Here is a 25,985-nt window from a genome sequence, read left to right on the forward strand (position 1 = left end):
TCTAATCTTAGGCTATTTGGCTACGTCTAAGCATTTTGCTGTGAGGCAATAAATTCCTCCAACATCTCCAGCCCGGGCTGATGAATTTTTACTTCTGCGATATTGAAAAAATCAGGATGGTCAAGGTGTGTGCAGGCCAAGATTATTTCAGTGTAGCCTTTGGAAATGTATTTCTCAATTTCCGCTTTTACCAAATGATATTGCTCTCCTTCGGTGCTCTTTTCTATTTCCTTAATCAGATCAAGGCTCGGGAAGATGTTTAACTCAGAAGCTGTGATGTTTTGGCGGCCAGCTAAATCACTTATGTTTTTTGCTGTGCTTTCATCGGCTACTATGATGGCCGTATTTGGAATATTCACTTTCTGAAACAGCTCATTATAATGGTGGGTAAGCTCTGTGATGCGGCTCGGATAAACACTTTTCCAATCATGAATAAAGGACAGCGAATTACAGAAAATCACAATGTCAGCATATTGGAGGCTTCCAACTTTCTCATGAAAAAGCTGAACTATTTGCTTAGGGTGCTTGTACATGGCCGCTGTTTCTTCGGGCTCGTTGTTCATTCCGATGGCATCACAAGGTACTCCTCGCTTACGCAAATAGGCAGCGCCTTTATTGGCGTCAAAGGTGGTTCCGCCAACTATTGCTATTTTAGGTGTGAATCTATTTTTAATAAAACCCATTTCCCGAAAATAGTGATTAACCCTATCTTATAAATGCAGTCCGCACTCAGTTTTTGGACTATTGTTCCAGCGGCCACTTCTATCTTCACCGGGAACGGTGCAATGCTTGCAGCCAATAGAGTTATAACCCCGACCTACCAAAGGGTGAAATGGTAAATGGTGATGTGTAATGTATTCTTTGCGGGCTTTTTTAGAAACGTCAAGCAAAGGATAAAACTTTAAGATACCGCCACGTTCCTCAAAAATGTCAAGCGTAGCTCGGTGGTCACTCTGCCACTCCATAAGTCCGCTTACCCACACGCTAAACTTTCGTTTGATGGTATCGAGAGGTGAAACTTTATTGATAGAGCAGCAAAACTCAGGGTTTTTGCGCCATGTTTCATCTTTGGTGGTAAAAGCATGCTCATCTTTACTCGCCCCGATTGATTCTACATCCAGACCATAAAGTTGAGTAAGGTATTCTTTGTAAATCAAGGTTTCTTCAAAGTGATAACCTGTATCTATAAAGTAAATTTTCTGTTTTGGGTTAATCAAGGAAAATTCGCGTAAAAGCAGTGCAGACGTAGCAGCAAATGAGCTGGTGAGCATAATTTCACCAGTTTCAAAATCTTCATAAAGTTGCTTTATACGCTCTTGCGGACTTAATTTTCTGTAACGTTTGTTGAGCTCCGCAATTTCCTGTTTTGTAAGAGTCCTGCGACTTAGAGTATTGTCCATGTATCTTGTTTCATCTATGAAAAAAGGAAAATACCCGATGACATATTTCCCTAGATAGATCGCTATCTATCCTTTAAAGCGCTCGTCAGCTTCCATAACTGTGCCGCATTTATCACAGGTTCGAAGTTCTTCTGAGTTGTAAAACTCCTTAAAACGAGGAAAGAAATCTTTCTCGATATCATCAAGTGGAAAATAGGTTTCGTGTAATTTATGATTGCAATTGTCGCAATACCACATCAGTCCATCAGTAAAGCCTTTACCGCGAACGCGCTCTACTACCAAACCTATGGAACCAGCCTCACGAACCGGATTGTGAGGTACTTTTGGTGGTAGCAAAAACATATCTCCAGGGCCTAGTTGCAGAGCTTTGGCTTCGCCATCTTCCTGTATGGTTACGGTAATGTTTCCTTCAAGCTGATAAAAAAGCTCTTCGGTTTCATTGTAGTGATAGTCCTTGCGGGCATTGGGCCCACCAACTATCATTACTATGTAATCCGTTCCTTCGGGGTATAGACTTTTATTACTTACCGGTGGCTTTAGGTGCTCTCGGTTTTCTTCTATCCACTTATTGAGATTGAAAGGCTTTTGTACAGACATGATAAAGGATTTGCCACGAAGATAAAAAGTCTGACCAATTGTGTAGAGCAAATCCATCAACTGCGCCATTGAATATTTCTATTTAATAATAAAAAGTAGCTTCCAAACTATTGAACTATGTTAAGGTTTTGGGTGTGTATATTTAGCAGGTTTAAGAACAACCCCTATTAAAGAATCAAAAAAAATATTCCCCCAAGCCCATCAATGGTTCCAGTCCAAAGGTTGGCAAGTTGCTCCTTTTCAAGAAGAGGCTTGGCAAGCTTATGCTGATGGTAAATCGGGTTTGGTAAATGCACCAACGGGGAGTGGGAAAACGTATTCGTTGATGCTTCCGGTTTTGCTTAGCGGAGATAGTACCTCACCCCGGCCCTCTCCTCCCAGGAGAGGGGGAGAAGGGGTTCGCTGTATTTGGATAACGCCAATTCGCGCTTTAGCTAAAGAAATATTTCAGTCGGCTGAGCGTGCTATTGAAGCTTTGGACTTGGATTGGACAGTGGATGTACGTACCGGAGATACAACCACAGCCCAGCGGGCTAAGCAAAAGGCCAAAATGCCGAATCTACTCATCACCACGCCAGAGAGTTTGCATTTGCTGATTTCAAGTAAAGGGTATGACAAGACCTTTAAAAACCTAAAATGTGTCGTGGTAGACGAGTGGCACGAACTGATGGGCAGCAAGCGTGCCGTACAAATGGAGTTGGGGCTTTCACGCTTGCGAGGGCTAAATCCAACACTTAGAACCTGGGGTATTTCTGCAACCATTGGAAACATGGAAGAAGCCCTGGAAGTATTGCTTGGACCACATTTCCCCGAAAGGGAGATAGCCGTGATAAAAGCCGATATCCAGAAGAAAATAGAAGTAGTAAGTATTTTACCCGATGAGGTGGAGACTTTGCCTTGGGCCGGACACTTGGGGATAAAGATGCTGAAGAAAGTTCTTCCGGTGATTGATAAAAGTGAGAGCACTTTGATTTTTACCAATACGCGCTCCATGGCGGAAATTTGGTATCAAAAGATACTGGATGTTGCGCCAAAAATGGCGGGAATCATGGCCATGCATCATGGTAGTATAAGTCGTGATATTCGTTTTTGGGTAGAGGATGCCCTTCACACGGGTTTGCTCAAAGCAGTGGTGTGCACTTCCAGTTTGGATTTGGGCGTGGACTTTCGCCCAGTGGAAAGTATAGTGCAGATTGGTAGCCCTAAAGGTGTAGCTAGATTTATGCAACGAGCCGGAAGAAGCGGACACCAACCAGGGGCAACAAGTCGAATTTATTTTGTGCCCACACATACTCTAGAATTGGTGGAGGCAGCAGCTTTACGCCAAGGGATTGTAGATAATATTGTGGAGGAGCGTGAGCCGTACATTCGGTCATTTGATGTGCTCGTGCAGTATTTGGTCACGCTTGCTGTTTCCGATGGGTTTTACCCAAAGGAAATTTTTGAAGAAGTAAAGAAGACATTTTCATACGAATCCATAAGCCCTGAAGAATGGCAATGGTGCTTAGACTTCATCACGACTGGTGGTAAGTCGCTTTCGGGATATGATGAGTTTCACAAAGTAGAAATTATGCAAGATGGACTGTTTAAGGTTACTTCCCGTAGAACTGCACAGCGCCACCGAATGAGCATGGGCACCATAGTGAGCGATGCCATGATAAAGGTGAAGTTTCAGCGTGGTGGATATTTAGGTTCTATCGAAGAATATTTCTTTTCGCGACTAAAACCGGGCGATGTATTTTGGTTTGCTGGGCAAAACCTGGAGCTGGTAAAAATGCGAGGCATGATTGCCGAAGTGCGAAAAGCTAATACCAAAAATGGTTTGGTGCCCAGCTGGAAAGGCGGACGAATGCCCCTTTCAGCAAAGATGGGAGCCATGTTGCGCAGAAAGATAGAAGAGTCTGTTAGCAAGCAGCACAATGACCCTGAGCTAAAGCTGATAGAACCACTTTGGGAACTACAGCGTGAGCGGTCTCATATTCCTTCGCGGGATGAATTTTTGATTGAGAAATACAAAAGTGAAGATGGCTATCATCTTTTCTTTTACCCTTTTGAAGGGAGATTGGTACATGAAGGCATGGCCACTTTGCTGGCTTATCGTTTGTCACTTTTCAAGCCGCTTACTTTTTCTATTGCCATGAATGATTATGGTTTTGAGCTATTGGCGGATTCTTCCATTCCCATTGAGGAAGCTTTGGATTCGGATGTTTTTACCCTCACTGATTTGCGAGAAGACATAATGCAAAGTGTAAATGCTGTGGAAATGGCTCGCAGACGATTCCGTGATATTGCCAGTATTGCGGGCCTCATCTTTACAGGTTATCCCGGCCAACCGGTAAAAGACCGTCACCTGCAAAGTTCATCACAGCTTATTTTTAATGTCCTACAAGATTATGAGCCGGACAATCTTTTGCTACAACAAGCTTATGATGAAGCTTTGGAATTTCAACTGGAAGAAGGCCGTTTGCGACAAGCCCTAGAGCGTATCCACAAACAAGAAATTGTGATTCAAAATATGGACAAACCTTCACCTTTTTCTTTCCCCATTATGGTAGATAGAATGTCTCGTGATAAACTCACTTCTGAAAGCTTGGAAGATCAGGTGAAGAAGATGAAATTGAAGATGGGGTAGGAAATACTGAAATTCGTGGATTATTTTAAGAAAACTGTACTATCGTTATATAGTATTTTAGCTGGATGAAACTACCTCTTCTCAAAGATTTGAGCTTGGTTTATGCTTTTTTGGCAACTTCTCTTATATTACAGAGCTGTGGCCCAGATGAACCCAAAATGAAAGCTTATGAAGGAGAAATTGCTAGTGAAATTTACCTTTCTGAAAACATAACCGAAAAAGACTACATCATAATTTACGGCTGGACAATTTGGTGCGGCCCATGCAGAAATACAATCAAAGAAAAACTGCCAATACTACAGTCTTACTTAGATAGTACGGGCGTAAGTGTGGGTTTGATGGCTATTTGTGCGGATGACCGAACTTCAAAAAGCTTCTTTGAGCTGAATGATTTCATGAAGGAGTCAAACATCAAATCCTATTTTCTCGAAACAGGAACCTTCTCATTGCACGATCGCTGGGCGCTAAATAGCTATTTTGGTAATGTGCTGAATAGTTATGAAGATAACGAGGGTGTTCCTATTGTTTTGGTGGTGGATAAGAAGGGAGACGTTATAATGCAAGATCGGTGGGTAGTAGCGTCTCCAGAGAGGTGGAGAGAGGTGGTTACGATTTTAAGTAAGAAAGCCTAGTCTTAAAGGTTTTAATGATATTCTTTTTTGGAGTTAATTTATTTCATCTTTTGAATGGTCGATAGAATACCCTTGATTAACACACTTCTGAAAATTTGCATGATCAGAGGAAAAAGATGAGGATGGGGTGGGTAGTTTTATTTTACATGGTTTTCTCCTCCAAAGCTTTAGTGAAGCATGAACATTTTTTAAGATTGTGTTTTATACTATTTGCGGAAGCCGAAAAGCATCACGAGTAGGCAACAACTAAATAGTTATGAGAATCATGAAAAAAGTTACTTCGAGTTTAATGTTAATCATGTCAATTTTGGCAACTTCTACCGTATTTGCGCAAAAAATAAATATAGGAGTAAATGGTGCAGCAGCTTTGCCAATGGGTGACTTTGGAGATTTAACCACCTTTGGATTTGGTGGTGATGTAAGTGTGGATTACTATTTCAATGACAAATTCGACCTTGGTATAGAAGCCGGTTATCGTGCATTTCCTTACGACAACGCCTTTTTGGATGGCGAACATATGAGCCTTATTCCAATTCAGCTTACCGCAGCGTATCATACGGATGTGGCTGATTGGATTGATTTATATGGTGAGCTTGGTGGGGGAGTATTTATAGCCTCTTCCAGTATTTCTGGTTCGGAATCGGAAACTTACGGTGGAATTTCACCACGAGTTGGAGCTGCGTTTGAGCTTTCACCAGAGTGGTTTTTGGATGTAAACGTAAATTATAACATGGTGTTTTCTGAAGAGACATCGAATGCATCCTTCACTCCAAATTTTAATTGGATAGGTATTAATGTGGGTATATTATATACTATCATGGATTAATTTTAAATCCTAACAGTGTTTTTAAACCCACCAATTTGGTGGGTTTTGTTTTTACCGTGAGGTTGACTGTTTTTTCTTAGTTCTGTGAAGCTACATTACAATATTTAATTGTGTTTTAAAAGGTGAACTGGTGCCGTCCATTTGAAAGTAAAAATGTGTTTTGAAAGATTTTTCTTATCTTAAACCCTTCGAAAACCCTTTTTTTATGCAAACCCTATTCTTAAAATATTTCCCCGTTTTAATATTTGTACATTTTATAGTAAGCATATTTATGTTTGTAAGTGTGCTTAGTTACTTTGAGAACGTTTCCCTATTTCAAGCTGGTGCAGGCGCAGTGCAATCGCTTTTTATAAAAGCTTTATTCTTGAGTATCGCCAATCAAGTTCTACCTGTATATCTTTATTTCAAGTGGTCTAGAGAAAGTTAGGCTTCATTTAAATTTTCAGAATTGTATCCAGCTTGCCACACTTTGTGTAGGCTTTTCCCCACAATTAGAATTTCATAGTTTCTTAAGCACCTGATTGTCAGTGCTGTTTATTGTATTTAGATTTTGGCTCAGAGTTTTCAATAAGCTTATCAACTAATTGAAATTCAAAATTTTACAAAAATGAAAAATCTAAAGTCAGGAATTCTAGCATGTGCTCTTCTTTTTGGAGCTTCCAGTTCAATGTATGCACAACAAGCTGAAGCCGCTCAAACCCAGGAAATAAAAACTAATGAGGTGAAGGCTGAATCAGTAAAAGTTATGGATCAGGATGCAAAGAAGCAAGAAGTATCCATGAAAGAACTACCAGCGAGTGTAGTAGAAAATATCAAGACGAATTACGCAGAAGCCAAGTTTGTAAGTGCTGTAAAGCATTTGGGAGCTGATGGTGAAGCAAAGGCCTACGAAGTTGTACTTAACCAAGGTGGTAAAGAAATGACCTTGAAGTATGACGCGAAAGGTATGCCAGCAAAGAAATAGGTTGGGTATCAAGTCAAAATCCTCTCTACTCTAATTTTAAGGGCTGTTTCAACGTAAGTTGAAATGGCCTTTATTCGTTTAGGCTAGCCTTCAAAATTGCAATATCAGCAATAAGCTTATCTACAGCTTCAGCAGAAGTACCATCATAAAAACCACGAATTCGTTTTTGAGGATCCACGAGTACAAAATTTTCGGTATGGATAAAATCGTCTTCATCTCCATTGCCGCCTTCATCCATTACGGCAAAGTAAGACTGACGAGCTAGCTTATAAATCTGTGGTTTATCTCCCGTAAGGAGTTGCCATTTACCTTCTATCGCTCCCTGCATTTCACCATACTCATGCATTGCCGGCACTGAGTCCATTTCGGGTGTCACCGAGTGAGAAACAATTACAACAACATCGTCAGCTTTGAATACCTCTTGCAGGCGTCTTTTCTCTATAGCCATGTCTTTGCAAATACCGGGACAAGTAGTGAAAAAGAAATCTGCTATATAAATTTTTCCCTCCAGGTTTTTTTCTGTGATGGTGTCTCCAAATTGATTTACTAATTTGAATGGCAACACCCGATGTCCTCGCCCTTGGCGCTGTACGCTTTCATCCACCAGCCGGCTGTCCAGCTCGCTTGGGTTGTAAATAGGTAGACGTGGTTTTGGCTTTAGAATTTGGTAGCTAAAGGTAAGTCCTATAATAAAGACAACGAGGACTATTCCAATTTTTAGCCAGTCTGATTTGCGCATTTTCATGAGGCAAATGTCGGTATGAAATGGCAAAGCAAAAAATTAAAGATGAGGGGATTTTGACTGATATAAATGTAGTTTTGCAGGGTAATTTAAAAATTGATCATGAAGAAGTTTGCAATTTTATTGGTTGCCATAACCTTGGGGACTGCTTGCGGAAATAGCACCGAAACTAGCTCAGAAAATACCAGTACCGAAATGAGCGGTGAGGACCAGGTAATGGGTCTTAAAAAAGAAATAATGGAGGTGCATGACAAGACAATGGCAGAAATGACCACCATGTCTAAGCTTAGAAAAGAGTTGCGCAAAGCCTCAAAGGAAACTACCGACACGGCTGCGTATTACAATGCTTATCAGGATTTGCATCAAGCGCATGAAGATATGATGGATTGGATGCACAATTTCCAAAGTCCTGATGAAATGGATGTTTCAGAAGCGGAAAAAATTGAGTACCTAAAAGAGCAAAAAGATAAAGTGACTCAATTGGAAGAATATACCATGACCTCTATTGAAAAAGCACAAAAAGTATTGACAAAGAAATAATAGATACTGTTTGTCAAAAATATTGAAATCAGCTCTGAGTATTTTGGAGCTGATTTTTTGTTTTTAATAGCTTAGGCTAATTGTTTTGAAGAAGCTTTCAGGATTGCTGCGTTGATGGCATACCATAGCTTTAAGCGAGCTTGCAATGCTAATTGCGAAGCTTTTTCAGCTTCTCTCCATTTACTCTCATCATTTCCACAAAGTTCGGCAATCATCTTGTTTGCCATGGGGCCATGTTCGTCAGCATCCACCTCAATGTGGCGATCTAAATAATAAATAAAGGCATCTAGCTTTCCGGGAATCTTAGCGTTTAAATCCTTCACTATTTGTGTAAACAAATCTGGAATGAGATCCTCTCGGCCAAAGGTAAAAGCCGCGGCTATTTCGTGGTCTTTGTCGTTTTTTACTATTTCAAAAGTTGTGCGTAAAAAGTCTTTTATAGCATCATTCACCTCACCTACGTTGTACTTTATCATACTCTTGTAGGTGTAGCCGTTTTGTAAATACTCCACAAAAGTGGTTATAGGCTTAGTGTTGGCTCCAGCTTGTTTCATGGCTGCGATGTACATTTCATAATGGCTGGCGGGTTCACCATTTATGTCAATGTCGCTTTCTTCACAAAACACAATTTCGTTTATAAGTCTTCTGGCCAAGGGGCTCTTACTGGGAGTCCAGGCTTCTGAAGTAGATGTGAGCCTTACCTGAAGGGCTTTTAGCAATACCATAAAATCCCAAACGGCATACACATGATATTCCATGAAAATGCGCAAATCCTCAATAGTGTTGAGGTTTTGATACAAATCATGAGCTAATAGCTTTTTACGAGCATCAGCTATTTTTTGCTGTATGCCAATAATGTTATAGTTCATTATTTCTTCTTGTAAATGGGAACGGTAGAGCAAGCTTCGCCATACATGATACTCTTGGCAATAGGCTGAAGCCGGGAAACTAAACTCACATAAGCGTGTGGAGGAATGGGCAAATCGCCACAGCCTTTAATTATTACCCGCTGGTCAGCAAGTTCGCTGAGGTCAGCCTGCTGAATAGCTTCATCCATTAGTACGGTTTCCAGCTGTTCGCGGTGGCCGTAGACTACCTTTTTTGCGAAAGCCGCCAAGGATGATGACAACAGCATGTAGGCCCATTGTGGAATAATGGCATCTTCAGAACAGCCCACCCAAACATAGCAATCTTGATATTGGCTCCAGTCATGAGATTTTACGCTTGCGCGGAAATCTTTTTCGCGAAGAATAATGCCTTCATACAACCAAGGGGCAATATCCAAATGCTTACGCTCACCTTTTGGATAGTAATCCTCCAGGCTCAGCGTGATAAGTCCGCTATTCGCGATTTTGTTTTCTATAAAATCCTCGTTTTGCATTTTGCGTAAAGAATTAAACTGTAGAGTGTTGTGTGGATGGTGTTTTTACTTTGCGGAATTCTGCGGTCTCAGGGGGCTCTGCGGTAAAGTAATCTTGCTTCAACGCAAAGGCGCTGAGGTCGCAAAGCCTCGCAGAGGAATAGGTTACAAAAACCCAAGTTCGAGCATAGCCTCCTCACTCATCATGTCCTTAGTCCATGGTGGGTCAAAAGTGATTTCTACTTCTACTTCGTTTACTTCATCTACGCTGCGTACTTTTTCTTTTACCTCCTCGGGTAAACTCTCTGCTACGGGGCAGTTTGGAGAAGTAAGTGTCATGAGGATTTTGATGTCCAATTCATCACTTACATGTACATCGTAAATTAAGCCTAGCTCATATATATCAACAGGAATTTCAGGGTCATAAATGGTACGAAGTACATCTACTACCTTTTCACCTATTGCTTGCAATTCTGCGTCTGTCATTTTCTTAAAGTATTGAGTATTTAGTACAGAGCACCAAACACCTTAGTGTTGTATTATTTTGCCTGAAGTGCCAGAGCGTAAAATTTCATTTGTTTAATCATGCTTACCAAACCGTTAGCTCTGGTTGGCGAAAGGTGTTCTTTCAAGCCAATTTCATCTACAAAGCTCATATCAGCATTTACTATGTCTTCAGGCTTTTCGTCAGATAGCACACGAATCATCAATGCAATTAAGCCCTTGGTAAGAATAGCATCGCTGTCTGCGGTGTATTTTACAACATCCCCATCATTGTCAGCATGAAGCCATACCTGGCTTTGGCAACCTTTGATGAGGTTTTCTTCGAGCTTATATTTTTCATCAATCAGCGGAAGGGATTTGCCCAACTCAATGAGGTACTCATAGCGCCCCATCCAGTCTTCGAACATGTCAAACTCTTCAATAATATCTTGTTGTTTTTCTCCTATTGTCATTCCGAATGCAAATTTTCAAATTATCAAATCTTCGAATGCATAATACATTTACCCCAGCATTTGTTCCACCTTCCTCAATCCTTCTACCATAAGGTCGATTTCTTCCTTGGTATTATAAAAAGAGAAGGAGGCGCGTACGGTTCCCGGAATATTATAAAACTTCATGATGGGCTGTGTGCAATGGTGACCCGTCCTTACGGCAATGCCCATTTTGTCCAAAATCACACCTGCATCATAAGGATGAATATCTCCTAAAAGGAAAGAAATTACGCTTGCTTTATTTTTGGCTTGACCGATAAAGCGCATATTTTCAAACTCTGCTAATTTGGCTTGACCGTATTGCAGCAACTCATTTTCGTAAGCAGCAATGTTGTCCAAACCAATTTCATTAACATAATCTATGGCCGTTCCTAATACTACACCAGCTTCTATGTTTGGCGTTCCAGCTTCAAACTTATGAGGAAGACCGGCATAAGTGGTTTTTTCAAAAGTCACCTCTTTTATCATTTCGCCACCCCCTTGGTAGGGAGGAAGTTCTTCAAGCCACTTTTCTTTTCCGTAAAGGATACCAATACCCGTAGGGCCATAAAGCTTGTGCGCGCTGAATGCGTAAAAATCAGCATCCAAATCCTGCACATCAACATCCATGTGAGGGACAGCCTGTGCGCCATCAATCATTACTACAGCATCCACGTCATGTGCCAGAGCAATCATTTCCTTAGCGGGATTGATAGTTCCCAAGGCATTGGATACATGATTAAAAGCTACCACACGGGTTTTTTCATTTAGCAGCTTTTTATATTCCTCCATAATGAGTTCCCCATTTTCATTCATGGGAATTACTCTGAGGATAGCTCCGGTTTTTTCACAAAGCATCTGCCAAGGCACAATATTACTATGGTGCTCAAGCGCTGAAATGATTATTTCTTCACCAGCTTTTACAAAGCCCTGGCTCATGGTGCTGGTCAAAAGGTTGATGCTGTCTGTAGTGCCTTTTGTAAAAAGCACCTCATGCAGATGTTCTGCATTGATGTGAGTTTTTACTTTTTGGCGGCTAAGTTCAAAAGCATCTGTTGCCAGCTGGCTAAGGTGATGCACACCACGGTGCACATTACTGTTTATGGTGCTGTAATATTCCGAAATAGCATCAATCACCACCTGCGGCTTTTGGGTGCTGGCGGCATTGTCAAAATACACCAACGGGCGCCCATTTACCTCCTGATGAAGGATGGGAAAGTCTGCACGAATTTTGGCGATATCAATGGGTGCTATTGCGGTTTTCATTATTTCTTTTTTGGTAGGATTTAGCTATTAAAGCTCAAAATCCAAATCTACATTTAGCTTAGTGGCGATCTGCTTGTTTAGCTTTTTGCGAAGCTCCGGGATGGCCACATTACGAAGTCCATCATTGGCGAAAGCATAAAGCAAAAGTGCCTTGGCTTCTTTTTCAGGAATACCTCGTGCCTGCATATAAAACATCGCATCTTCATTAAGCTGACCAATGGTGCAGCCATGAGAACACTGAACGTCATCTGCATAAATTTCTAGCTGCGGCTTTGTGTCTATCGAAGCTTTATCAGTAAGCAAAATGTTGTTGTTCTGCTGGAAAGCATTGGTTTTTTGCGCATGTGGGTGCACCATCACTTTCCCATTAAACACACCTGATGCATTGCCATCATAAATCCCTTTGTAAAGCTCGTGGCTTTCACAATTAGGTTTTTGATGATCAGCCAAAGTATGTTGATCCACAAACTGACCTTCGTTAATTACAGTAATGCCATCCAAGTGCGATTCAATGTGCTCGCCTTCTAAAAAGAAGTTGAGGTTGTTTCTGATAAAGCGGTTTCCAAAAGAGAAGGTACCTACTCTTACATTGCTTCCTTCAGCTTGCTTTACAGTGGTGCTGTCAATTATGGAAGCTTCCATATTGTCGTTTTGCACTTTGTAGTAAAACAGACGGGAATTCTTTTCGGCAAAAATTTCTGTAGCCGTATTGGTAAGCACAGGCTTTTCGCTAAGCGACTGATGACGCTCCACAATTTTTACTTCTGCATTTTCCTCTACCACCACCAGGTTTCTTGGCTGGGTCATGATGTCATAATCATGAGCTGTAGTAAAGAAGACTATCTGTACAGGTTTGTCTACCGTTTGGTTTTTCTTAATGCGAATAAAAGCACCTTCCTTGGCAAAAGCTGTGTTTATTGAAGCCATTGTTTCGGCTTGAGGCAAAGCTTTGTTGAAGTATTTTTTAGTAACATCCTCATATCTGTTCAGCATACTGCTTAGGGTGCAGATGTCAAACTTATCGTGAGTAGTTTCACTTAGCCATGAGCTAAAAACCCCATCAATAAATACAAGCTTGTAGCTATCCACATCACTAAGAAAATAGCGCCTTACATCCTTAAAATCAATCGCATTTTCTGATTTATTCAGTATTCTGAAATCATTTTTTAAGATGGGCTTTAGGTTAGTGTATTTCCACTCCTCATCTTTTTTGGTAGGAAATCCACTTTCTTCAAAGCGTTTAAAAGCATTTTGCCTGATTTTGTGAACAGGCTTTTTGGCATCATCGTCCAGCTCGTTTTCAAATACTATGAAGGACGATTCTAATTTATCTTTAAGTGCTTCCACTGTGCTAATTCTAATTTTGTTTGAAGGTATATGGCCTTCTATTTCTACGGCTCAACTTTTTATAAAAAAGAGAGTTTGAAATTATGCTGGCTGCTCTTCCTTAATCCAATCGTAGCCTCTTTCTTCTAGCTCCAGAGCTAAATTTTTATCTCCAGACTTTACAATTTTTCCTTTGTAAAGTACATGTACAAAATCAGGAACGATATAGTCCAAAAGTCTTTGGTAGTGCGTAATCAAAAGAACAGCGTTGTTTTTGTTCTTAAGCTTGTTTACACCATTTGCCACAATGCGAAGCGCGTCAATATCCAACCCTGAATCAGTTTCATCAAGGATGGCCAATTTTGGCTCAAGCATTGCCATTTGGAAAATCTCATTACGCTTCTTTTCACCACCAGAAAAACCTTCGTTCAATGAGCGGCTAAGGAAACCTTTGTCCATTTCCAAAAGGCTCATTTTCTCACGCATTTTCTTCAACATTACGTTCGCTGGCATTGGCTCTAAGCCCTGGGCCTTGCGTGTTTCGTTGATTGAAGTTTTCAAGAAATTGGTAACGGTAACTCCGGGAATTTCGATAGGATATTGAAAAGAAAGAAATACACCTTTGTGCGCTCTTTCTTCAGGTGCCAAATCCATTAGATCTTCACCTTCAAAATCAATGTGACCTTGGGTTACCTCATAGTCCTCACGACCAGCAACAACTGACGAAAGTGTACTTTTACCAGAACCATTAGGTCCCATGATAGCGTGTACTTCACCAGCTTTTATTTCTAAGTCAATTCCTTTTAATATTTCTGTGCCATCTATTCCGGCATGGAGGTTTGAAATCTTAAGCATTTCGATTATGTTTTTCACGCAAAGCCGCAAAGCTCGCGGAGAATTTTTAAATTTTATTTTATAAAAAATGGAAATGGTACTTTATCCCTACTTGGCGTTTTTGGCGCCTTAGCGTGAGGATTTTATCCTACCGAGCCTTCCAAGCTTATCGCCAAAAGTTTTTGAGCTTCCACAGCAAACTCCATTGGCAATTGATTTAATACATCTTTACAGTAACCATTCACGATAAGGGCTATCGCCTCTTCTTCGCCAATGCCTCGCTGATTACAGTAAAAAATCTGGTCTTCACCAATCTTTGAAGTGGTAGCCTCGTGTTCCACTTTGGCTGTTTTATTTTGAGTTTCTATGTAAGGGAAGGTGTGCGAACCACAACTACTTCCCATCAATAGCGAATCACACTGCGAGAAGTTTCTTGCGTTTTCGGCTCTTGGGCCAATCTTCACCAACCCGCGATAACTACCGTTACTCTTACCTGCACAAATACCTTTGCTAATAATGGTACTCTTGGTGTTTTTCCCCAAGTGAATCATCTTAGTTCCTGTATCCGCTTGTTGATAATTGTTGGTTACTGCCACACTGTAAAATTCACCGATAGAGTTTTCACCTTTCAAAATGCAGCTCGGATATTTCCAGGTTACGGCACTTCCGGTTTCTACCTGTGTCCAGGAAATTTTAGCGTTGCGCTCACAAATTCCTCTTTTTGTCACAAAGTTGAAAACTCCACCTTTCCCGTTTTTATCACCAGGGTACCAGTTTTGAACGGTTGAATATTTAATCTCAGCATCATCCAAAGCGATAAGCTCTACCACAGCTGCGTGAAGTTGATTTTCATCACGCGTAGGAGCGGTACAACCTTCTAAGTAACTTACGTAACTGCCTTCATCAGCTATAAGTAATGTGCGTTCAAACTGACCGGTTCCAGCTTCGTTTATACGGAAGTAGGTGCTAAGCTCCATCGGGCATTTTACACCTTTAGGAATATAGCAGAAAGAACCATCAGTAAATACCGCTGAGTTTAATGCTGCGTAAAAGTTATCGCTCTTTGGAACTACGGTTCCAAGGTATTTTTTTACCAACTCTGGGTGCTCCTGAATGGCATCAGAGATTGAGCAAAAAATAATTCCTTTTTCCGCCAAGGTTGATTTGAAAGTGGTAGCTACTGAAACAGAGTCTACAACTACATCCATAGCTACGCCTGTAAGCCTTTTTTGCTCGTCAAGCGAAATGCCCAACTTTTCAAAAGTCTTCAATAGCTCAGGATCTACCTCATCAAGGCTGTCCAAAGTTTTCTTTTGCTTTGGAGCCGAATAGTAAGATATCGCCTGAAAATCAGGCTTTGGATAGTGAATGTTTGCCCAATCGGGCTCAGTCATTTTTTCCCATTTTCTGAACGCGTCTAGTCTCCAGTCGAGCATCCATTCCGGTTCATTTTTCTTAGCAGAAATAAAACGAATAATGTCCTCATTAAGCCCATTAGGAGCTTTGTCGGATTCAATATCGGTGTAAAAACCGTACTTGTATTCCGATCCGGTTACTTCTTCTAATAATTGATCTTCATCACTCATGCTGTCATTGTTCTATTTATACCGCAAAGCTTTCACCACATCCGCAGGTGCGTGAAGCATTTGGGTTATTGAAGCTAAATCCTTTCCCGTTTAGTCCACCTTGGTATTCAAGGGTGGTGCCAATCAGGTACAAAAAGCTCTTTTTATCGATAAGTATGCGCACACCTTGATCCTCAAAAAGCTTATCACTTTCGTTGAGATTTTGGTCAAGCTTAAGGTCGTAAGACAGGCCACTGCAGCCACCGCTAGTTACACCTACGCGTACGTAGCTGTCACTCAGAGTATGGCCTTCTTCCTTCATCAAGTCCTCAAGCTTCTTACGTGCTGATTCAGAAACTTTTATCATGCCTATTTAGAATTGGTCAAAATTAATGCAAAGGTAGTAAAGAAAGGTGGAAGGGAAAACCTTAAACTGATAAGCCTGCTCGATGATTAGATTGTTTTAATATCTACACTTAGCGCTAAATAATTGTACCATGGCTAAGCAGTGAAAGCTTTTATATTTGTAAGTTAATCCTTTAGTGTGTTATCAGGTTGTCTATAAAACACTTAGAAAACTAAATGTTTAGAATAATCACATTTTGTTTAAGTTTTGTTTTGGCTGCGGTGAATCTGCAAGCCGAAGACTTTTGTGTTCCTGTGATTAACTGGAGTAAAAGTGTTAGTTTTTGTCAAGGAAACTCAATTACGCTCAATGCTTATAACCCAAATTCGACCTATATCTGGAGTACAAATGCCAACACCTCCAGTATATCGGTTAATACTTCGGGTACTTATTGGGTTACGGTAACTAACTCATGCGGATCTACCTCAGATACTATCGATGTATATGTGGATCAGGCATTGAATATAAGTTTGGGGGCAGATAGAGCAGTGTGTGCTTCAAGCAATCCGAAATTGACCGTGCCCTACTCACCGGCTACTACGTATAAGTGGCAAGATAACTCCACCTCAAACGAGATTAATATAACCCAATCGGGTAAGTATTATGTAAAAGTCACAAATTCTTGTGGTACGTATTCAGATACGGTTAACATTACTCTGCATAATCCTGCTGTAATAAATTTAGGACCTGACAAGAATTACTGTGCGCCTGGTAGTCATACATTATCTATACCTAATAATACCAATGGAAATGTATTATGGAGCAATGGCAGTAAAGGGAAAAGTATTTCCGTAAATAGCAGTGGAACATACTGGGTGAAAGTGACCAATAGCTGCGGTACATATAGCGACACTGCAAAAATAACTTTTATGAGTGGTAGCGCACTCAACGTGGGAGATACCATTAGTAAGTGTGATAATGTGACAGCTAATTTAGTTGCGAATGTTACAGGAGGGACTTATTTATGGAGTACTAATGCCACCACTAGAAATATCATAGTTGCAAATCCTGGGACGTATTGGGTACGATACACAGACAATTGCGGTACCTACTATGATACTGTGTATGTTGTGAATTTAGGAATGGCCTCTGTAGACTTAGGCAGCGATACTTTGATTTGTGATGGGGAACAAATCGAGCTGGACGCAGGTAGCTCCGGTAGTTTTTATATGTGGAATACAGGAGCTCAGACGCGAAAGATAACTGTGGATTCTACTGGAACTTACTATGTGAGTTCTAATAATGGCTGTGGTCCGGTTTGGGATACGATAAATGTTGAGGTTCTTAATCTTCCTTTAGATACTATTGGTGATTCGGCCTTCTTTTGTGTCGGGGGCTATATTGATGTGAATGCAGGGTTATGGGGGTATGGTTCTTATTATTATTGGGATGATGGTGCTAGCGGGCGCTTTCATAGATATTCTACACCCGGTGCACATTGGGTAGATGTTGGTAATTATTGTGACACCATCAGGGTTAATTTTTATGTAAAGGAAATGTTGCATGTACCCTTTGATCTAGGAAATGATACGGCACTTTGTGGTCCTCTTTTATTGGAGACGGGTTTGTCTGGCATAAGGAACCGCTTTTTTTGGAGTGATGGTACAGATGAGGCTCAAACACAAGTAACAGCATCCGATATCTATTGGGTGGAAATTACAAATGCTTGTGGGGTGTATACAGACACCATAAAGGTGGAGATTTTATTCCCTCCACAAATAGACGCACCAAACAAGATTATATGCAATGGTACACCAGTAGTGCTCGAGGCTATGCCAGATACTCTTACGGTTTACCAATGGAATACTGGTTCTACCTCACAATCTATCGTGGCCGATACAGCCGGCTGGTATAAGTTGTATGCTTATAATAAATGTGATACAGTACGAGATAGTGTATTAATAAGGGAGCAGTCGGACATTGTTTTTGATTTGGGAAATGATACGGTTTTTTGTGAGCCTCACCAATTGGTTCTTAATGTAGGTAACCTCGGAGCGGACTCCTTACGATGGAGTACAGGATCTAAAAATGGAGTGTTGCCTATTAGTACTTCTGGAACTTACTGGGTGACCCTTTATAATTCATGTGGAGAATACAAAGACACAATAAACGTGCAGATTCTGTCTCGGCCTGGAGGAAGAGTTGCAGACAAAGCATTTTGTATAGGTGATACAGCCGTGCTAAATGCATATGAGCCAATGGTTACTGCCTATCGGTGGAATACAGGGGCTACTTCTTCCTCTATAATTGTAGATACTACTGGTTGGTATTATGTAGACCTTCAAAGCGCTTGTGGCTGGACACGAGACTCAATTCATGTGCAGGTTGATGAGCCAATACCGCCATTTGACTTAGGAAATGATACTATTTTCTGTAAAGGTTTTATTTGGCTAGACCCAGGCTATATTCCTGGAGCTACCTACACATGGCAAGATTTCACAAACTCTAGACAGCACATAGCTTCAAGTTCTGGAAAGTACTATGTTACCGTATCCAATACTTGTGATTCCAGGTCTGATACAATTAATGTGTTAATTACAGGACCTCCAGTATATGTGCTGGGAGATACAGTTCGCTTTTGTACGGGTAGCACACTTACGTTAAATGCGCAAAATCCTGGTAGTACCTATTTGTGGAACGATGGAAGCACTTCCCAGCAACTTTCAACCGATAGCACTGGCCTATATTGGGTGACCATTGAGAATCTTTGTGGAAAATTGACCGATACAGTGCAATTGATAACAGATAAACCATTAGACAGTTTGGAGCTAGGAAATGATACCTCCATTTGTCGAGGTGAGGTTCTTACTTTGAAAACGGGTTACCCAGGTTCTGGCATTACCACTCTGTGGTCTACAGGAGCTACAGGTTCTCAAATTCAGGTGAATCAAACAGGTGATTATTGGGTGGTTATTTCGAACACTTGTGGAAGTTGGGAGGACACCATTCATGTAGAAGTACTGGATATTCCAGTTTATAGCTTGGGGCCAGATACCGTGATATGTGCGATTGATGGAAGAGTGGATTTATTTGGGCCTCCTAATATGGTGACGTATCAATGGAGTAGTGGTGCTAGTTCTCAAAACTTCACCGCGACTAAAGCAGGAACATACTGGCTTACGGTGAATAACGGATGCTTTTCTTATACAGATTCCATTTTTCTTAAAGAAGAATACCCGATAGATATAGACCTGGGGCCAGATACAGTGTTGTGCTTTGGTGAGTCACTTTTTCTTACTCCAGGAAATGTAGGCTATAAACTGCATTGGAATAATAATTTTAGAGGAAGCGTAAAAGAAGTAACCCGAAGTGGTGAGCATTGGGTGTGGGCAAAAAATAGCTGTGGCTTATTTAGTGATACCATTCAAGTATGGTTCGATTTGCCAGTAGATGCATACCCAATCGACACTACGGTGTGCGATGATGATGAAGCGGTATTTGACTTTACCGGCACTCGATTTACGGTGGAATGGTTTGATGGAAGTCGTGAGTTGGTGAGAAGCTTTGCGGAAGAAGGGATTTACAGCGCTTTATTGACCAATACATGCGGCACCTTTCCAAAGGATTTTGAAGTAAACATTGTGGACTGCGATTGCCCTTTATATGTTCCAAATACATTTACACCAGATGGAGATGGTGTGAATGATGAATTTTTGATTGGGTATGATTGTCAGCTTACTTCTTTCGAAATAAGAATATTTAATCGTTGGGGGGAGGTTATTTACGAAAGTGATGATAGTCTCTTACGATGGGATGGAGTAATTGATGGCAAACCATTACCCATAGGTGTATATATCTATATTATCGATTATTCTTGGTCAGTTTATGATGAAACTCACCGTGCCCAAATAAAAGAGGTGCTTTTTATCATTAAATAATTAAAGGCAGATTTTTCTGTAAAAACTTTACTATAAAATTTCCAATACTGTTTTTTCTAACACACTTGTAATCAGCAATACTTGATTAGGTTAAAATCTGTAACAACTTGATTAACAATATCTTCAAGGTGTTTTTTATACTCATTTGTGGCGGTTTTCTGTACTAGTTGTAATACATTTGTTGGACTTGAAGCTCACTCACTACTCTTGTTTATTAACCTTAAACTTCAAGTCTGAGTCATGAAACTAAGATGCAAAGCAATTTTGTATCTGCTCGTTCTTAACATGTTGATGCCTTTTATCTCCGAAGCTTGTGTTCCAGTCATTAACTGGGGCGGTTCGGTTAGCTTTTGCCAAGGAAACTCTATTACTCTAAACGCGGCAAATCCTAACTCAACTTACACATGGAGCACCGGGGCTAGCTCATCCAGTATTTCTGTTAGTACTTCAGGAACATATTGGGTGATGGTAACAAATCAATGTGGAACGAGTTCAGATACTATAGATGTAATTATTGATGCCCCGATAAACATAAATTTGGGCTCTGATAGAGCAATTTGCGCTCAATCATCTACCACACTTTCTGTACCTTTTTCGGCCAGTACATTTTACCAATGGAGTAATGGTGGTGGCTCTAATCAAATCACCGTAAGCAATGCTGGACAATATTGGGTTAAGGCAACCAATGCCTGCGGAACTTATACGGATACGATAGACGTTACTATTGATACTCTGCAACCTTTTTCTTTAGGTCCTGATATTATCAATTGTTCATTAGGTTCTGCAGTTTTAGCGCCACAAAATGCGGTTAACGGTACAATCCAATGGAGTAATAATACCTCTGGCGATTCTCTTACTGTTACAGCTTCGGGTACTTATTGGGCATCAGTTACCAATTCCTGTGGAACATATACTGATACCATTTCAGTAAGCTTTTTTGCAGGTGGCGATTTATTTTTGAATGACACGGTTTTATTTTGTGCTGGAAATACCTACACGCTTACCAGTCCTTTCTCAGGTGGCAACAATCTGTGGAGTGATGCTTCAACAGGCTCTTCTTTAACATTTGCTCAACCTGGTACATATTGGCTACAAATAGTATTGCCATGCGGGGTGTTTACAGATACCGTGCATTATGTGCCAAATGCTCAGCCTACGGTAGATTTAGGAGCAGATGTAATTTTATGCCCAGGTCAAAGTGTAACATTGGATGCACAAAATCCGGGAGCTACATACTTATGGAGCAACTCATCCACCGGGCAAACTTTGACAGCAACTACTTCCGGAAATTACTGGGTAGGGGTGAATACTGGTTGTGGTTATATGTATGATACTGTAAACGTTAAAGTGATTTCCACACCCAATCCAAATATTTTAGATACAATATATGTATGTAATGGAAATTTGGCTAGCGCGGATGCGGGAAGCTGGGGAGCAAATACAATATACCAGTGGAGTAACAATGTACAAACCCGCGTGAATGCAAGTTTGCAAACAGGCGCACAGTGGGTAAAAGTGTACAATGGTTGTGATACTATCACCAAAAGCTTTTATGTGAAAGGTCAGTCTCCGCTTAACATTGATCTTGGAAATGATACTACCTTCTGTGGTACTTCACTATGGCTTTACACCGATGTAGGGCATCATGGCAATACCATTTTGTGGTCAGATAATAGTAATGTTCCACAATTAAGAGTTACCAAAAGCGGCCAATATTGGGTTTCAGTGACCAATGAGTGTGGCACATTTACGGACACCATTAATGTTACTATCAATACTTACCCAACAGGGATTACGGCAAACACTGTTTACAAATGTGTAACTGGAGGAGTATGGTTGCGGACTAAAAATATTGTAGGCGCAACTTATCAATGGAGTAACAATAGCAATGCTTCTGCCACCTACGCATCAACACCCGGAAAATATTGGGTTACTGTATCAAATGTTTGCGACACCATTCATGATACGGTTATGGTAGAAGATGTTCATCCCATAGCGTTTGATCTAGGGAATGATACTTCATTTTGTCGTCCAGCTACCTTAAATCTTAACCTATCAGCATTACCAGCAGATTCAATTGTGTGGAGCAGTGGTTCTCGTAGTCCATCTGTAACTATTAGCAATAGCGGTACTTATTGGGTTAAGGTTTACAATTTATGTGGATATACTTCAGATACTATTACGGTAACGGTAAATGAACATGTCACTCCGGTACTGAATGATATTACGATTTGTGCTGGGGCATCTACAGTTTTAGATGCTTCGCAACCTCATGCTACTTCTTATTTGTGGAGTAATAATGCCACTACTTCCTCTATTACGGTAAGCAACGAAGGATGGTATTCTGTTTACATTACGGGCATTTGTGGTACTATCAAAGATTCGGCTTATGTTACCAATGACCAGCCTTTGCCAACTATTGATTTAGGAAATGACACCATTTTTTGTGCAGGTAATTTAACGCTCTCTCCTGGTGATTTCGCTGGAGCTAATTATGTGTGGAGCGATAATTCCACAGGAAAAACAATTACAGTAAGCCAGACAGGAACTTATTATGTGACTCTTAGCAATACCTGTAATACTGTAAGTGATACTATTCATGTTTTGGTCACGGGACCTCCGGCTGGAGCATTGGGAAATGTGGTGAAGTTTTGTGCTGGCAGTAGTCTTACGCTGAATGCTCAAAACCCAGGATGCGACTATACCTGGAGCACTGGTGATTCTTCACAAACGGTTACGCTTTCTACTGGTGGTAAATATTGGGTGACGATTGTAAATGATTGTGGCACATTGACGGATACCGTTGACCTGATTGTAGAGCAACCCATGCATGATGTGAGCCTTGGAGCAGATACATTGCTTTGTCTTGGTGATTCTCTTGTGCTTGGTCACAACAAAGGTGAAGTAAATACAAGATGGAGTACGGGTTCTACTTTCAAAAGTATATCGGTATCAACGGGTGGCACTTATTGGGTTGAAGTTTTCAATTCTTGCGGAAGCTGGTTTGATACTATAAATGTTGTGGTACAGGATATTCCTCAATTCACTTTAGGATCTGACATTTACATGTGTTCGGTTGGAGGTCAGGCAACATTGGCTGGGCCGGTTGGAATGAAATCTTACCAATGGAGCACTGGGGATACCACTGAAAACGCAAATGTATTTTCACCAGGAAAATATTGGTTAACAGTTTCTAATTCTTGTTTTAGCAACACCGACACAATTGAGGTTTTCCCCGTTGAGCCTATCAAGTTTGAACTTGGACCGGATACTGTGCTTTGTTCTGGAGAAATGTTAATACTTGACCCACTTCAGCAAAAAGGAAAAGGACCATCTAACTTCCCGGGAGCAGCCTACCAGGAAATTACTGAGAGTGGAACATATTGGGTAACGGAAACCAATCTTTGCGGTTCTTTTACTGATACCATTCATGTTTCTTTTGATAACTATTTAGATTTAAAAAGTTGGGATACCACCATTTGTGATGATGAAAGTGTGAATATTGATTTACGAGGATTTCCACATAAGTACACTTGGTTTGACGGTAAAACGGATAGTGTTCGAACCATAAGCAAAGAGGGCACTTATCCGCTATATATAAATAATCAATGCGGTGAGTTTGTGAAAAATTACCGCGTAAATATTTCAAATTGCGATTGTCCATTTTTTGTTCCTAATGCATTTACACCAGATGGAGACGGTGTGAATGATGAGTTTAAAATTGGTCATAGTTGCGATATAGAAAGTTTTTCCATGCAAATATTCAATCGCTGGGGGCAAATGGTGTTTCAGTCAAGCAGCATAGACAATAGTTGGGACGGAACCGTAAATGGTGAACGTGCTCCGCTAGGTGTTTATACCTATAGGGTAGGCTATTCATGGAGTGTTTATGGTGAAGAACATTCAGATCAAAAAACAGGTTCTCTAACCATAATCCAATAAAACAAAAGGTTCGTAGTTTTGCCGCATGGCAGAGCAACAAGAAGAAAAGTTTACATCACTCGACAAACTGGGTGAATTTGGATTAATAGAACACCTTACTCGCGAATTTCCATTGCGCAATGCGTCATCCATAAAAGGGATTGGCGATGACTGTGCAGTATTGGAATATTTGGATAAGCACACTGTAGTAACCACCGATCTTTTGGTAGAAGGTGTGCATTTCGATTTAACATACGTTCCACCGCGTCATTTGGGATATAAGGCTGTAATGGTCAATCTTTCGGACGTTTATGCAATGAATGCAATGCCAAAGCAAATTTTGGTAAGTATTGCGGTAAGCAACCGTTTCGGAATTGAGTTTCTGGATGAGCTTTATGCCGGTATGCGTATGGCTTGCGATGTATATGATGTGGATCTCGTAGGTGGTGATACCACCTCCAGTTATTCGGGTTTGATGATTAGCATTACAGCAATAGGTGAAGCTGAAGAAAATGAAATTGTGTATAGGAGTGGAGCTAAGGTAAATGATCTAATTGTAGTTTCAGGCGATCTTGGTGGAGCATATATGGGCTTGCAGTTGTTGGAGCGAGAAAAATCTGTTTTTCAATCAGACAAAGACATGCAGCCTGATCTTAAAGGAAACGAATATGTGCTGGAACGCCAGCTTAAACCTGAAGCCAGGAAAGACGTTCCAGAAATTCTTCACGGACTTGGTGTAAAGCCGACTTCTATGATTGATGTTTCGGATGGCTTGAGTTCGGAGATTTTGCATATCTGTAAAGAGTCAAAAGTGGGAGCTGCTATTTATGAAGAGAAAATTCCAATAGATCCAAGTGTATATAAACTTTGCGAGGAGTTTAACTTGACTACCACTACGGTTGCCCTAAATGGGGGAGAAGATTATGAACTTCTTTTCACCATTGATATGAAGGATCATGATAAGATCAAAGGCAATCCTAACTTTTCAATCATTGGTCATATCACAGAAGAAAGTGCCGGGAAAAATATAGTGACCCGCGATGGTAAATTTATGGAGCTTACCGCTCAGGGTTGGAATGCGTTGAAGAGGGAGAGCTAGTTTTCGATAAAATTTTAAGTATGAATATGCGACCCCTCTGGGGTCGTTTTCTTTTGATAAAATTATTGCTATTGACATTTGACCCCTCTGTAGTCAATTAAAACCCAAAATGTAGCTTTCTATTTCAGGGCAATTAATTGAACCTAGAGGGTTCGGGTATCAATAGAAATTTGGGAGTGGCATAATGCTTAACTCTAGCGGGGTCATGTAAAAGTCCAATCTAATTCTCGCGTACAAACTTTTTGATAGCCGTCAGCACTGTCTCAAAATCCTCTAGATGTGCCATATGTCCATTTTCAGTTATGCAGGGTGTTACACGATTGGCCTGGAGCTGATCCTCCAATACCTCAAAAGGAAAAACGGGATCGTTTTTGGCAGCGATAAATAGAAAATGATAAGGTGCAAAATGAAGTAGTACCTCTCGATCATCACGTATTTTCATGCCTTCCAGCGCGGCAATTATTCCTTGCTTTGAAGTTTTCAGTGCTTCAGCTTTTACATGATTTACATGTTCCAGCATATTACGCCTATTCTTTGGCCTGAATAGATGGGGAATGGCATTTCTAATAAAAGACTTATGGTTTTCTTTTACCAATTTAATGGCTCTGTCTCGGTCTTTCTTCTTTTGGTCAGAATCAGCGCGGGTGGTACTATTCATTAGAACAAGGCCTTTCACCAATTCAGGATGTTTTTCAGCGAAAGCGAGTGCTACATAGCCGCCCATAGAATGACCGACTAAAAATACTTTCTTCAGTTTTAGCTTATCCACCAGCGCTTTCACCATTTCGGCCATTTCTTCCATGGTGTGTATGTAGCCAATGTTTCCGGATTTTCCATGGCCGGGAAGATCAACAGTGATTTTGCGCAAAGCAGTGGGAAGACCATTAATAATGCCGTTCCACATTTCTTTATTTTCTAAAAAACCATGAAGAAAAAGGATTGCGGGGCCGCTACCCTTTGAGGTAAAGTGGAAGGTAACTTCTTTGAATGTGAACGTTCGGACGCTGCTCATGGTGCAAATGA

The 25,985-nt window shown here is 40.7% G+C and carries 22 protein-coding genes; 8 read left to right on the forward strand and 14 right to left on the reverse strand.

Going from position 1 to position 25,985, the window contains the following annotated elements:
• Window positions 1–26 precede the first annotated feature (26 nt).
• The 3 genes from OWEHO_RS13010 to OWEHO_RS13020 form a co-directional block, all read right to left on the reverse strand.
• Complete coding sequence (locus OWEHO_RS13010) at window positions 27–683, reverse strand: hypothetical protein (protein ID WP_014202949.1); 657 nt, start codon at window positions 681–683, stop codon at window positions 27–29.
• A 27-nt stretch (window positions 684–710) separates the two neighbouring features.
• Window positions 711–1,400 carry a phosphoadenylyl-sulfate reductase gene (locus OWEHO_RS13015; RefSeq protein ID WP_014202950.1) on the reverse strand — a complete coding sequence of 230 codons (690 nt, stop codon included), beginning with the start codon at window positions 1,398–1,400 and terminating at the stop codon, window positions 711–713.
• Between the two features lie 66 nt (window positions 1,401–1,466).
• Window positions 1,467–1,997 carry a 3-hydroxyanthranilate 3,4-dioxygenase gene (locus tag OWEHO_RS13020; RefSeq protein WP_041628261.1) on the reverse strand — a complete coding sequence of 177 codons (531 nt, stop codon included), beginning with the start codon at window positions 1,995–1,997 and terminating at the stop codon, window positions 1,467–1,469.
• A 166-nt stretch (window positions 1,998–2,163) separates the two neighbouring features.
• Between OWEHO_RS13020 and OWEHO_RS13025 the strand changes: the two genes are divergently transcribed.
• The 4 genes from OWEHO_RS13025 to OWEHO_RS13045 all read left to right on the forward strand — a co-directional run bounded on the left by OWEHO_RS13025 (window position 2,164) and on the right by OWEHO_RS13045 (window position 7,051).
• Window positions 2,164–4,629 (forward strand): ligase-associated DNA damage response DEXH box helicase, encoded by a 2,466-nt coding sequence (locus tag OWEHO_RS13025; protein ID WP_014202952.1) that lies wholly within the window; start codon window positions 2,164–2,166, stop codon window positions 4,627–4,629.
• 65 nt (window positions 4,630–4,694) lie between these two features.
• Window positions 4,695–5,261 carry a TlpA family protein disulfide reductase gene (locus OWEHO_RS13030; protein ID WP_014202953.1) on the forward strand — a complete coding sequence of 189 codons (567 nt, stop codon included), beginning with the start codon at window positions 4,695–4,697 and terminating at the stop codon, window positions 5,259–5,261.
• A gap of 265 nt (window positions 5,262–5,526) precedes the next feature.
• Window positions 5,527–6,087 (forward strand): outer membrane beta-barrel protein, encoded by a 561-nt coding sequence (locus OWEHO_RS13035; RefSeq protein ID WP_169312793.1) that lies wholly within the window; start codon window positions 5,527–5,529, stop codon window positions 6,085–6,087.
• Between the two features lie 607 nt (window positions 6,088–6,694).
• Window positions 6,695–7,051 (forward strand): hypothetical protein, encoded by a 357-nt coding sequence (locus OWEHO_RS13045; protein WP_014202956.1) that lies wholly within the window; start codon window positions 6,695–6,697, stop codon window positions 7,049–7,051.
• Between the two features lie 70 nt (window positions 7,052–7,121).
• On the opposite strand, the gene OWEHO_RS13050 is transcribed toward OWEHO_RS13045, so the two are convergent.
• The gene (locus OWEHO_RS13050; protein WP_014202957.1) at window positions 7,122–7,796 is read right to left on the reverse strand and encodes an SCO family protein; all 675 of its coding nucleotides are present in this window, start codon (window positions 7,794–7,796) and stop codon (window positions 7,122–7,124) included.
• A gap of 99 nt (window positions 7,797–7,895) precedes the next feature.
• Here OWEHO_RS13050 and OWEHO_RS13055 point away from each other — a divergent pair, with 99 nt between their 5' ends.
• Window positions 7,896–8,333: a hypothetical protein gene (locus OWEHO_RS13055; protein ID WP_014202959.1), complete on the forward strand. Its 438-nt coding sequence runs from the start codon at window positions 7,896–7,898 to the stop codon at window positions 8,331–8,333.
• A gap of 71 nt (window positions 8,334–8,404) precedes the next feature.
• Here OWEHO_RS13055 and OWEHO_RS13060 read toward each other — a convergent pair whose 3' ends face one another.
• From OWEHO_RS13060 to OWEHO_RS13100, 9 genes are all read right to left on the reverse strand, one after another.
• The gene (locus OWEHO_RS13060) at window positions 8,405–9,202 is read right to left on the reverse strand and encodes a DUF3050 domain-containing protein (protein ID WP_014202960.1); all 798 of its coding nucleotides are present in this window, start codon (window positions 9,200–9,202) and stop codon (window positions 8,405–8,407) included.
• Window positions 9,202–9,714 (reverse strand): DUF2480 family protein, encoded by a 513-nt coding sequence (locus tag OWEHO_RS13065; RefSeq protein WP_014202961.1) that lies wholly within the window; start codon window positions 9,712–9,714, stop codon window positions 9,202–9,204. Before OWEHO_RS13065 ends, OWEHO_RS13060 begins: the two co-directional genes overlap by 1 nt.
• A gap of 144 nt (window positions 9,715–9,858) precedes the next feature.
• Window positions 9,859–10,179 (reverse strand): SUF system Fe-S cluster assembly protein, encoded by a 321-nt coding sequence (locus OWEHO_RS13070; protein WP_014202962.1) that lies wholly within the window; start codon window positions 10,177–10,179, stop codon window positions 9,859–9,861.
• A gap of 53 nt (window positions 10,180–10,232) precedes the next feature.
• Window positions 10,233–10,649 (reverse strand): SufE family protein, encoded by a 417-nt coding sequence (locus tag OWEHO_RS13075; RefSeq protein ID WP_014202963.1) that lies wholly within the window; start codon window positions 10,647–10,649, stop codon window positions 10,233–10,235.
• A 48-nt stretch (window positions 10,650–10,697) separates the two neighbouring features.
• The gene (locus OWEHO_RS13080) at window positions 10,698–11,933 is read right to left on the reverse strand and encodes a cysteine desulfurase (RefSeq protein ID WP_014202964.1); all 1,236 of its coding nucleotides are present in this window, start codon (window positions 11,931–11,933) and stop codon (window positions 10,698–10,700) included.
• 27 nt (window positions 11,934–11,960) lie between these two features.
• Window positions 11,961–13,280 (reverse strand): Fe-S cluster assembly protein SufD, encoded by a 1,320-nt coding sequence (sufD, locus tag OWEHO_RS13085; protein WP_014202965.1) that lies wholly within the window; start codon window positions 13,278–13,280, stop codon window positions 11,961–11,963.
• Window positions 13,281–13,361: 81 nt separating this feature from the next.
• Window positions 13,362–14,114, reverse strand: a complete 753-nt coding sequence (gene sufC / locus OWEHO_RS13090; protein ID WP_014202966.1) for a Fe-S cluster assembly ATPase SufC — start codon at window positions 14,112–14,114, stop codon at window positions 13,362–13,364.
• A gap of 122 nt (window positions 14,115–14,236) precedes the next feature.
• Window positions 14,237–15,679: a Fe-S cluster assembly protein SufB gene (gene sufB / locus OWEHO_RS13095; protein WP_014202967.1), complete on the reverse strand. Its 1,443-nt coding sequence runs from the start codon at window positions 15,677–15,679 to the stop codon at window positions 14,237–14,239.
• 16 nt (window positions 15,680–15,695) lie between these two features.
• Window positions 15,696–16,025 (reverse strand): HesB/IscA family protein, encoded by a 330-nt coding sequence (locus tag OWEHO_RS13100; protein ID WP_014202968.1) that lies wholly within the window; start codon window positions 16,023–16,025, stop codon window positions 15,696–15,698.
• Window positions 16,026–16,240: 215 nt separating this feature from the next.
• On the opposite strand from OWEHO_RS13100, the gene OWEHO_RS13105 reads away from it, so the two are divergent.
• The 3 genes from OWEHO_RS13105 to thiL all read left to right on the forward strand — a co-directional run bounded on the left by OWEHO_RS13105 (window position 16,241) and on the right by thiL (window position 24,962).
• Window positions 16,241–19,942, forward strand: coding sequence for a gliding motility-associated C-terminal domain-containing protein (locus tag OWEHO_RS13105; protein ID WP_014202969.1), 3,702 nt, complete (start codon window positions 16,241–16,243; stop codon window positions 19,940–19,942).
• Between the two features lie 291 nt (window positions 19,943–20,233).
• Window positions 20,234–23,884 (forward strand): gliding motility-associated C-terminal domain-containing protein, encoded by a 3,651-nt coding sequence (locus OWEHO_RS13110; protein ID WP_223252690.1) that lies wholly within the window; start codon window positions 20,234–20,236, stop codon window positions 23,882–23,884.
• Window positions 23,885–23,909: 25 nt separating this feature from the next.
• Window positions 23,910–24,962 (forward strand): thiamine-phosphate kinase, encoded by a 1,053-nt coding sequence (thiL, locus tag OWEHO_RS13115; RefSeq protein ID WP_014202971.1) that lies wholly within the window; start codon window positions 23,910–23,912, stop codon window positions 24,960–24,962.
• A 220-nt stretch (window positions 24,963–25,182) separates the two neighbouring features.
• On the opposite strand, the gene OWEHO_RS13120 is transcribed toward thiL, so the two are convergent.
• The gene (locus OWEHO_RS13120; protein ID WP_014202972.1) at window positions 25,183–25,974 is read right to left on the reverse strand and encodes an alpha/beta fold hydrolase; all 792 of its coding nucleotides are present in this window, start codon (window positions 25,972–25,974) and stop codon (window positions 25,183–25,185) included.
• Between the last annotated feature and the right edge of the window lie 11 nt (window positions 25,975–25,985).

This window comes from Owenweeksia hongkongensis DSM 17368, assembly GCF_000236705.1.
Classification (GTDB): Bacteria; Bacteroidota; Bacteroidia; order Flavobacteriales; family Schleiferiaceae; genus Owenweeksia; species Owenweeksia hongkongensis.

Excerpts from the sequence above, each read along its gene's own strand:
- OWEHO_RS13010 (WP_014202949.1), bottom strand. The coding sequence starts at position 683 with ATGGGTTTTATTAAAAATAGATTCACACCTAAAATAGCAATAGTTGGC.
- OWEHO_RS13015 (WP_014202950.1), bottom strand. The coding sequence starts at position 1,400 with ATGGACAATACTCTAAGTCGCAGGACTCTTACAAAACAGGAAATTGCG.
- OWEHO_RS13020 (WP_041628261.1), bottom strand. The coding sequence starts at position 1,997 with ATGTCTGTACAAAAGCCTTTCAATCTCAATAAGTGGATAGAAGAAAAC.
- OWEHO_RS13030 (WP_014202953.1), top strand. The coding sequence starts at position 4,695 with ATGAAACTACCTCTTCTCAAAGATTTGAGCTTGGTTTATGCTTTTTTG.
- OWEHO_RS13035 (WP_169312793.1), top strand. The coding sequence starts at position 5,527 with ATGAAAAAAGTTACTTCGAGTTTAATGTTAATCATGTCAATTTTGGCA.
- OWEHO_RS13045 (WP_014202956.1), top strand. The coding sequence starts at position 6,695 with ATGAAAAATCTAAAGTCAGGAATTCTAGCATGTGCTCTTCTTTTTGGA.
- OWEHO_RS13050 (WP_014202957.1), bottom strand. The coding sequence starts at position 7,796 with ATGAAAATGCGCAAATCAGACTGGCTAAAAATTGGAATAGTCCTCGTT.
- OWEHO_RS13055 (WP_014202959.1), top strand. The coding sequence starts at position 7,896 with ATGAAGAAGTTTGCAATTTTATTGGTTGCCATAACCTTGGGGACTGCT.
- OWEHO_RS13060 (WP_014202960.1), bottom strand. The coding sequence starts at position 9,202 with ATGAACTATAACATTATTGGCATACAGCAAAAAATAGCTGATGCTCGT.
- OWEHO_RS13065 (WP_014202961.1), bottom strand. The coding sequence starts at position 9,714 with ATGCAAAACGAGGATTTTATAGAAAACAAAATCGCGAATAGCGGACTT.
- OWEHO_RS13070 (WP_014202962.1), bottom strand. The coding sequence starts at position 10,179 with ATGACAGACGCAGAATTGCAAGCAATAGGTGAAAAGGTAGTAGATGTA.
- OWEHO_RS13075 (WP_014202963.1), bottom strand. The coding sequence starts at position 10,649 with ATGACAATAGGAGAAAAACAACAAGATATTATTGAAGAGTTTGACATG.
- OWEHO_RS13080 (WP_014202964.1), bottom strand. The coding sequence starts at position 11,933 with ATGAAAACCGCAATAGCACCCATTGATATCGCCAAAATTCGTGCAGAC.
- sufC (WP_014202966.1), bottom strand. The coding sequence starts at position 14,114 with ATGCTTAAGATTTCAAACCTCCATGCCGGAATAGATGGCACAGAAATA.
- sufB (WP_014202967.1), bottom strand. The coding sequence starts at position 15,679 with ATGAGTGATGAAGATCAATTATTAGAAGAAGTAACCGGATCGGAATAC.
- OWEHO_RS13100 (WP_014202968.1), bottom strand. The coding sequence starts at position 16,025 with ATGATAAAAGTTTCTGAATCAGCACGTAAGAAGCTTGAGGACTTGATG.
- OWEHO_RS13105 (WP_014202969.1), top strand. The coding sequence starts at position 16,241 with ATGTTTAGAATAATCACATTTTGTTTAAGTTTTGTTTTGGCTGCGGTG.
- OWEHO_RS13110 (WP_223252690.1), top strand. The coding sequence starts at position 20,234 with ATGCCTTTTATCTCCGAAGCTTGTGTTCCAGTCATTAACTGGGGCGGT.
- thiL (WP_014202971.1), top strand. The coding sequence starts at position 23,910 with ATGGCAGAGCAACAAGAAGAAAAGTTTACATCACTCGACAAACTGGGT.
- OWEHO_RS13120 (WP_014202972.1), bottom strand. The coding sequence starts at position 25,974 with ATGAGCAGCGTCCGAACGTTCACATTCAAAGAAGTTACCTTCCACTTT.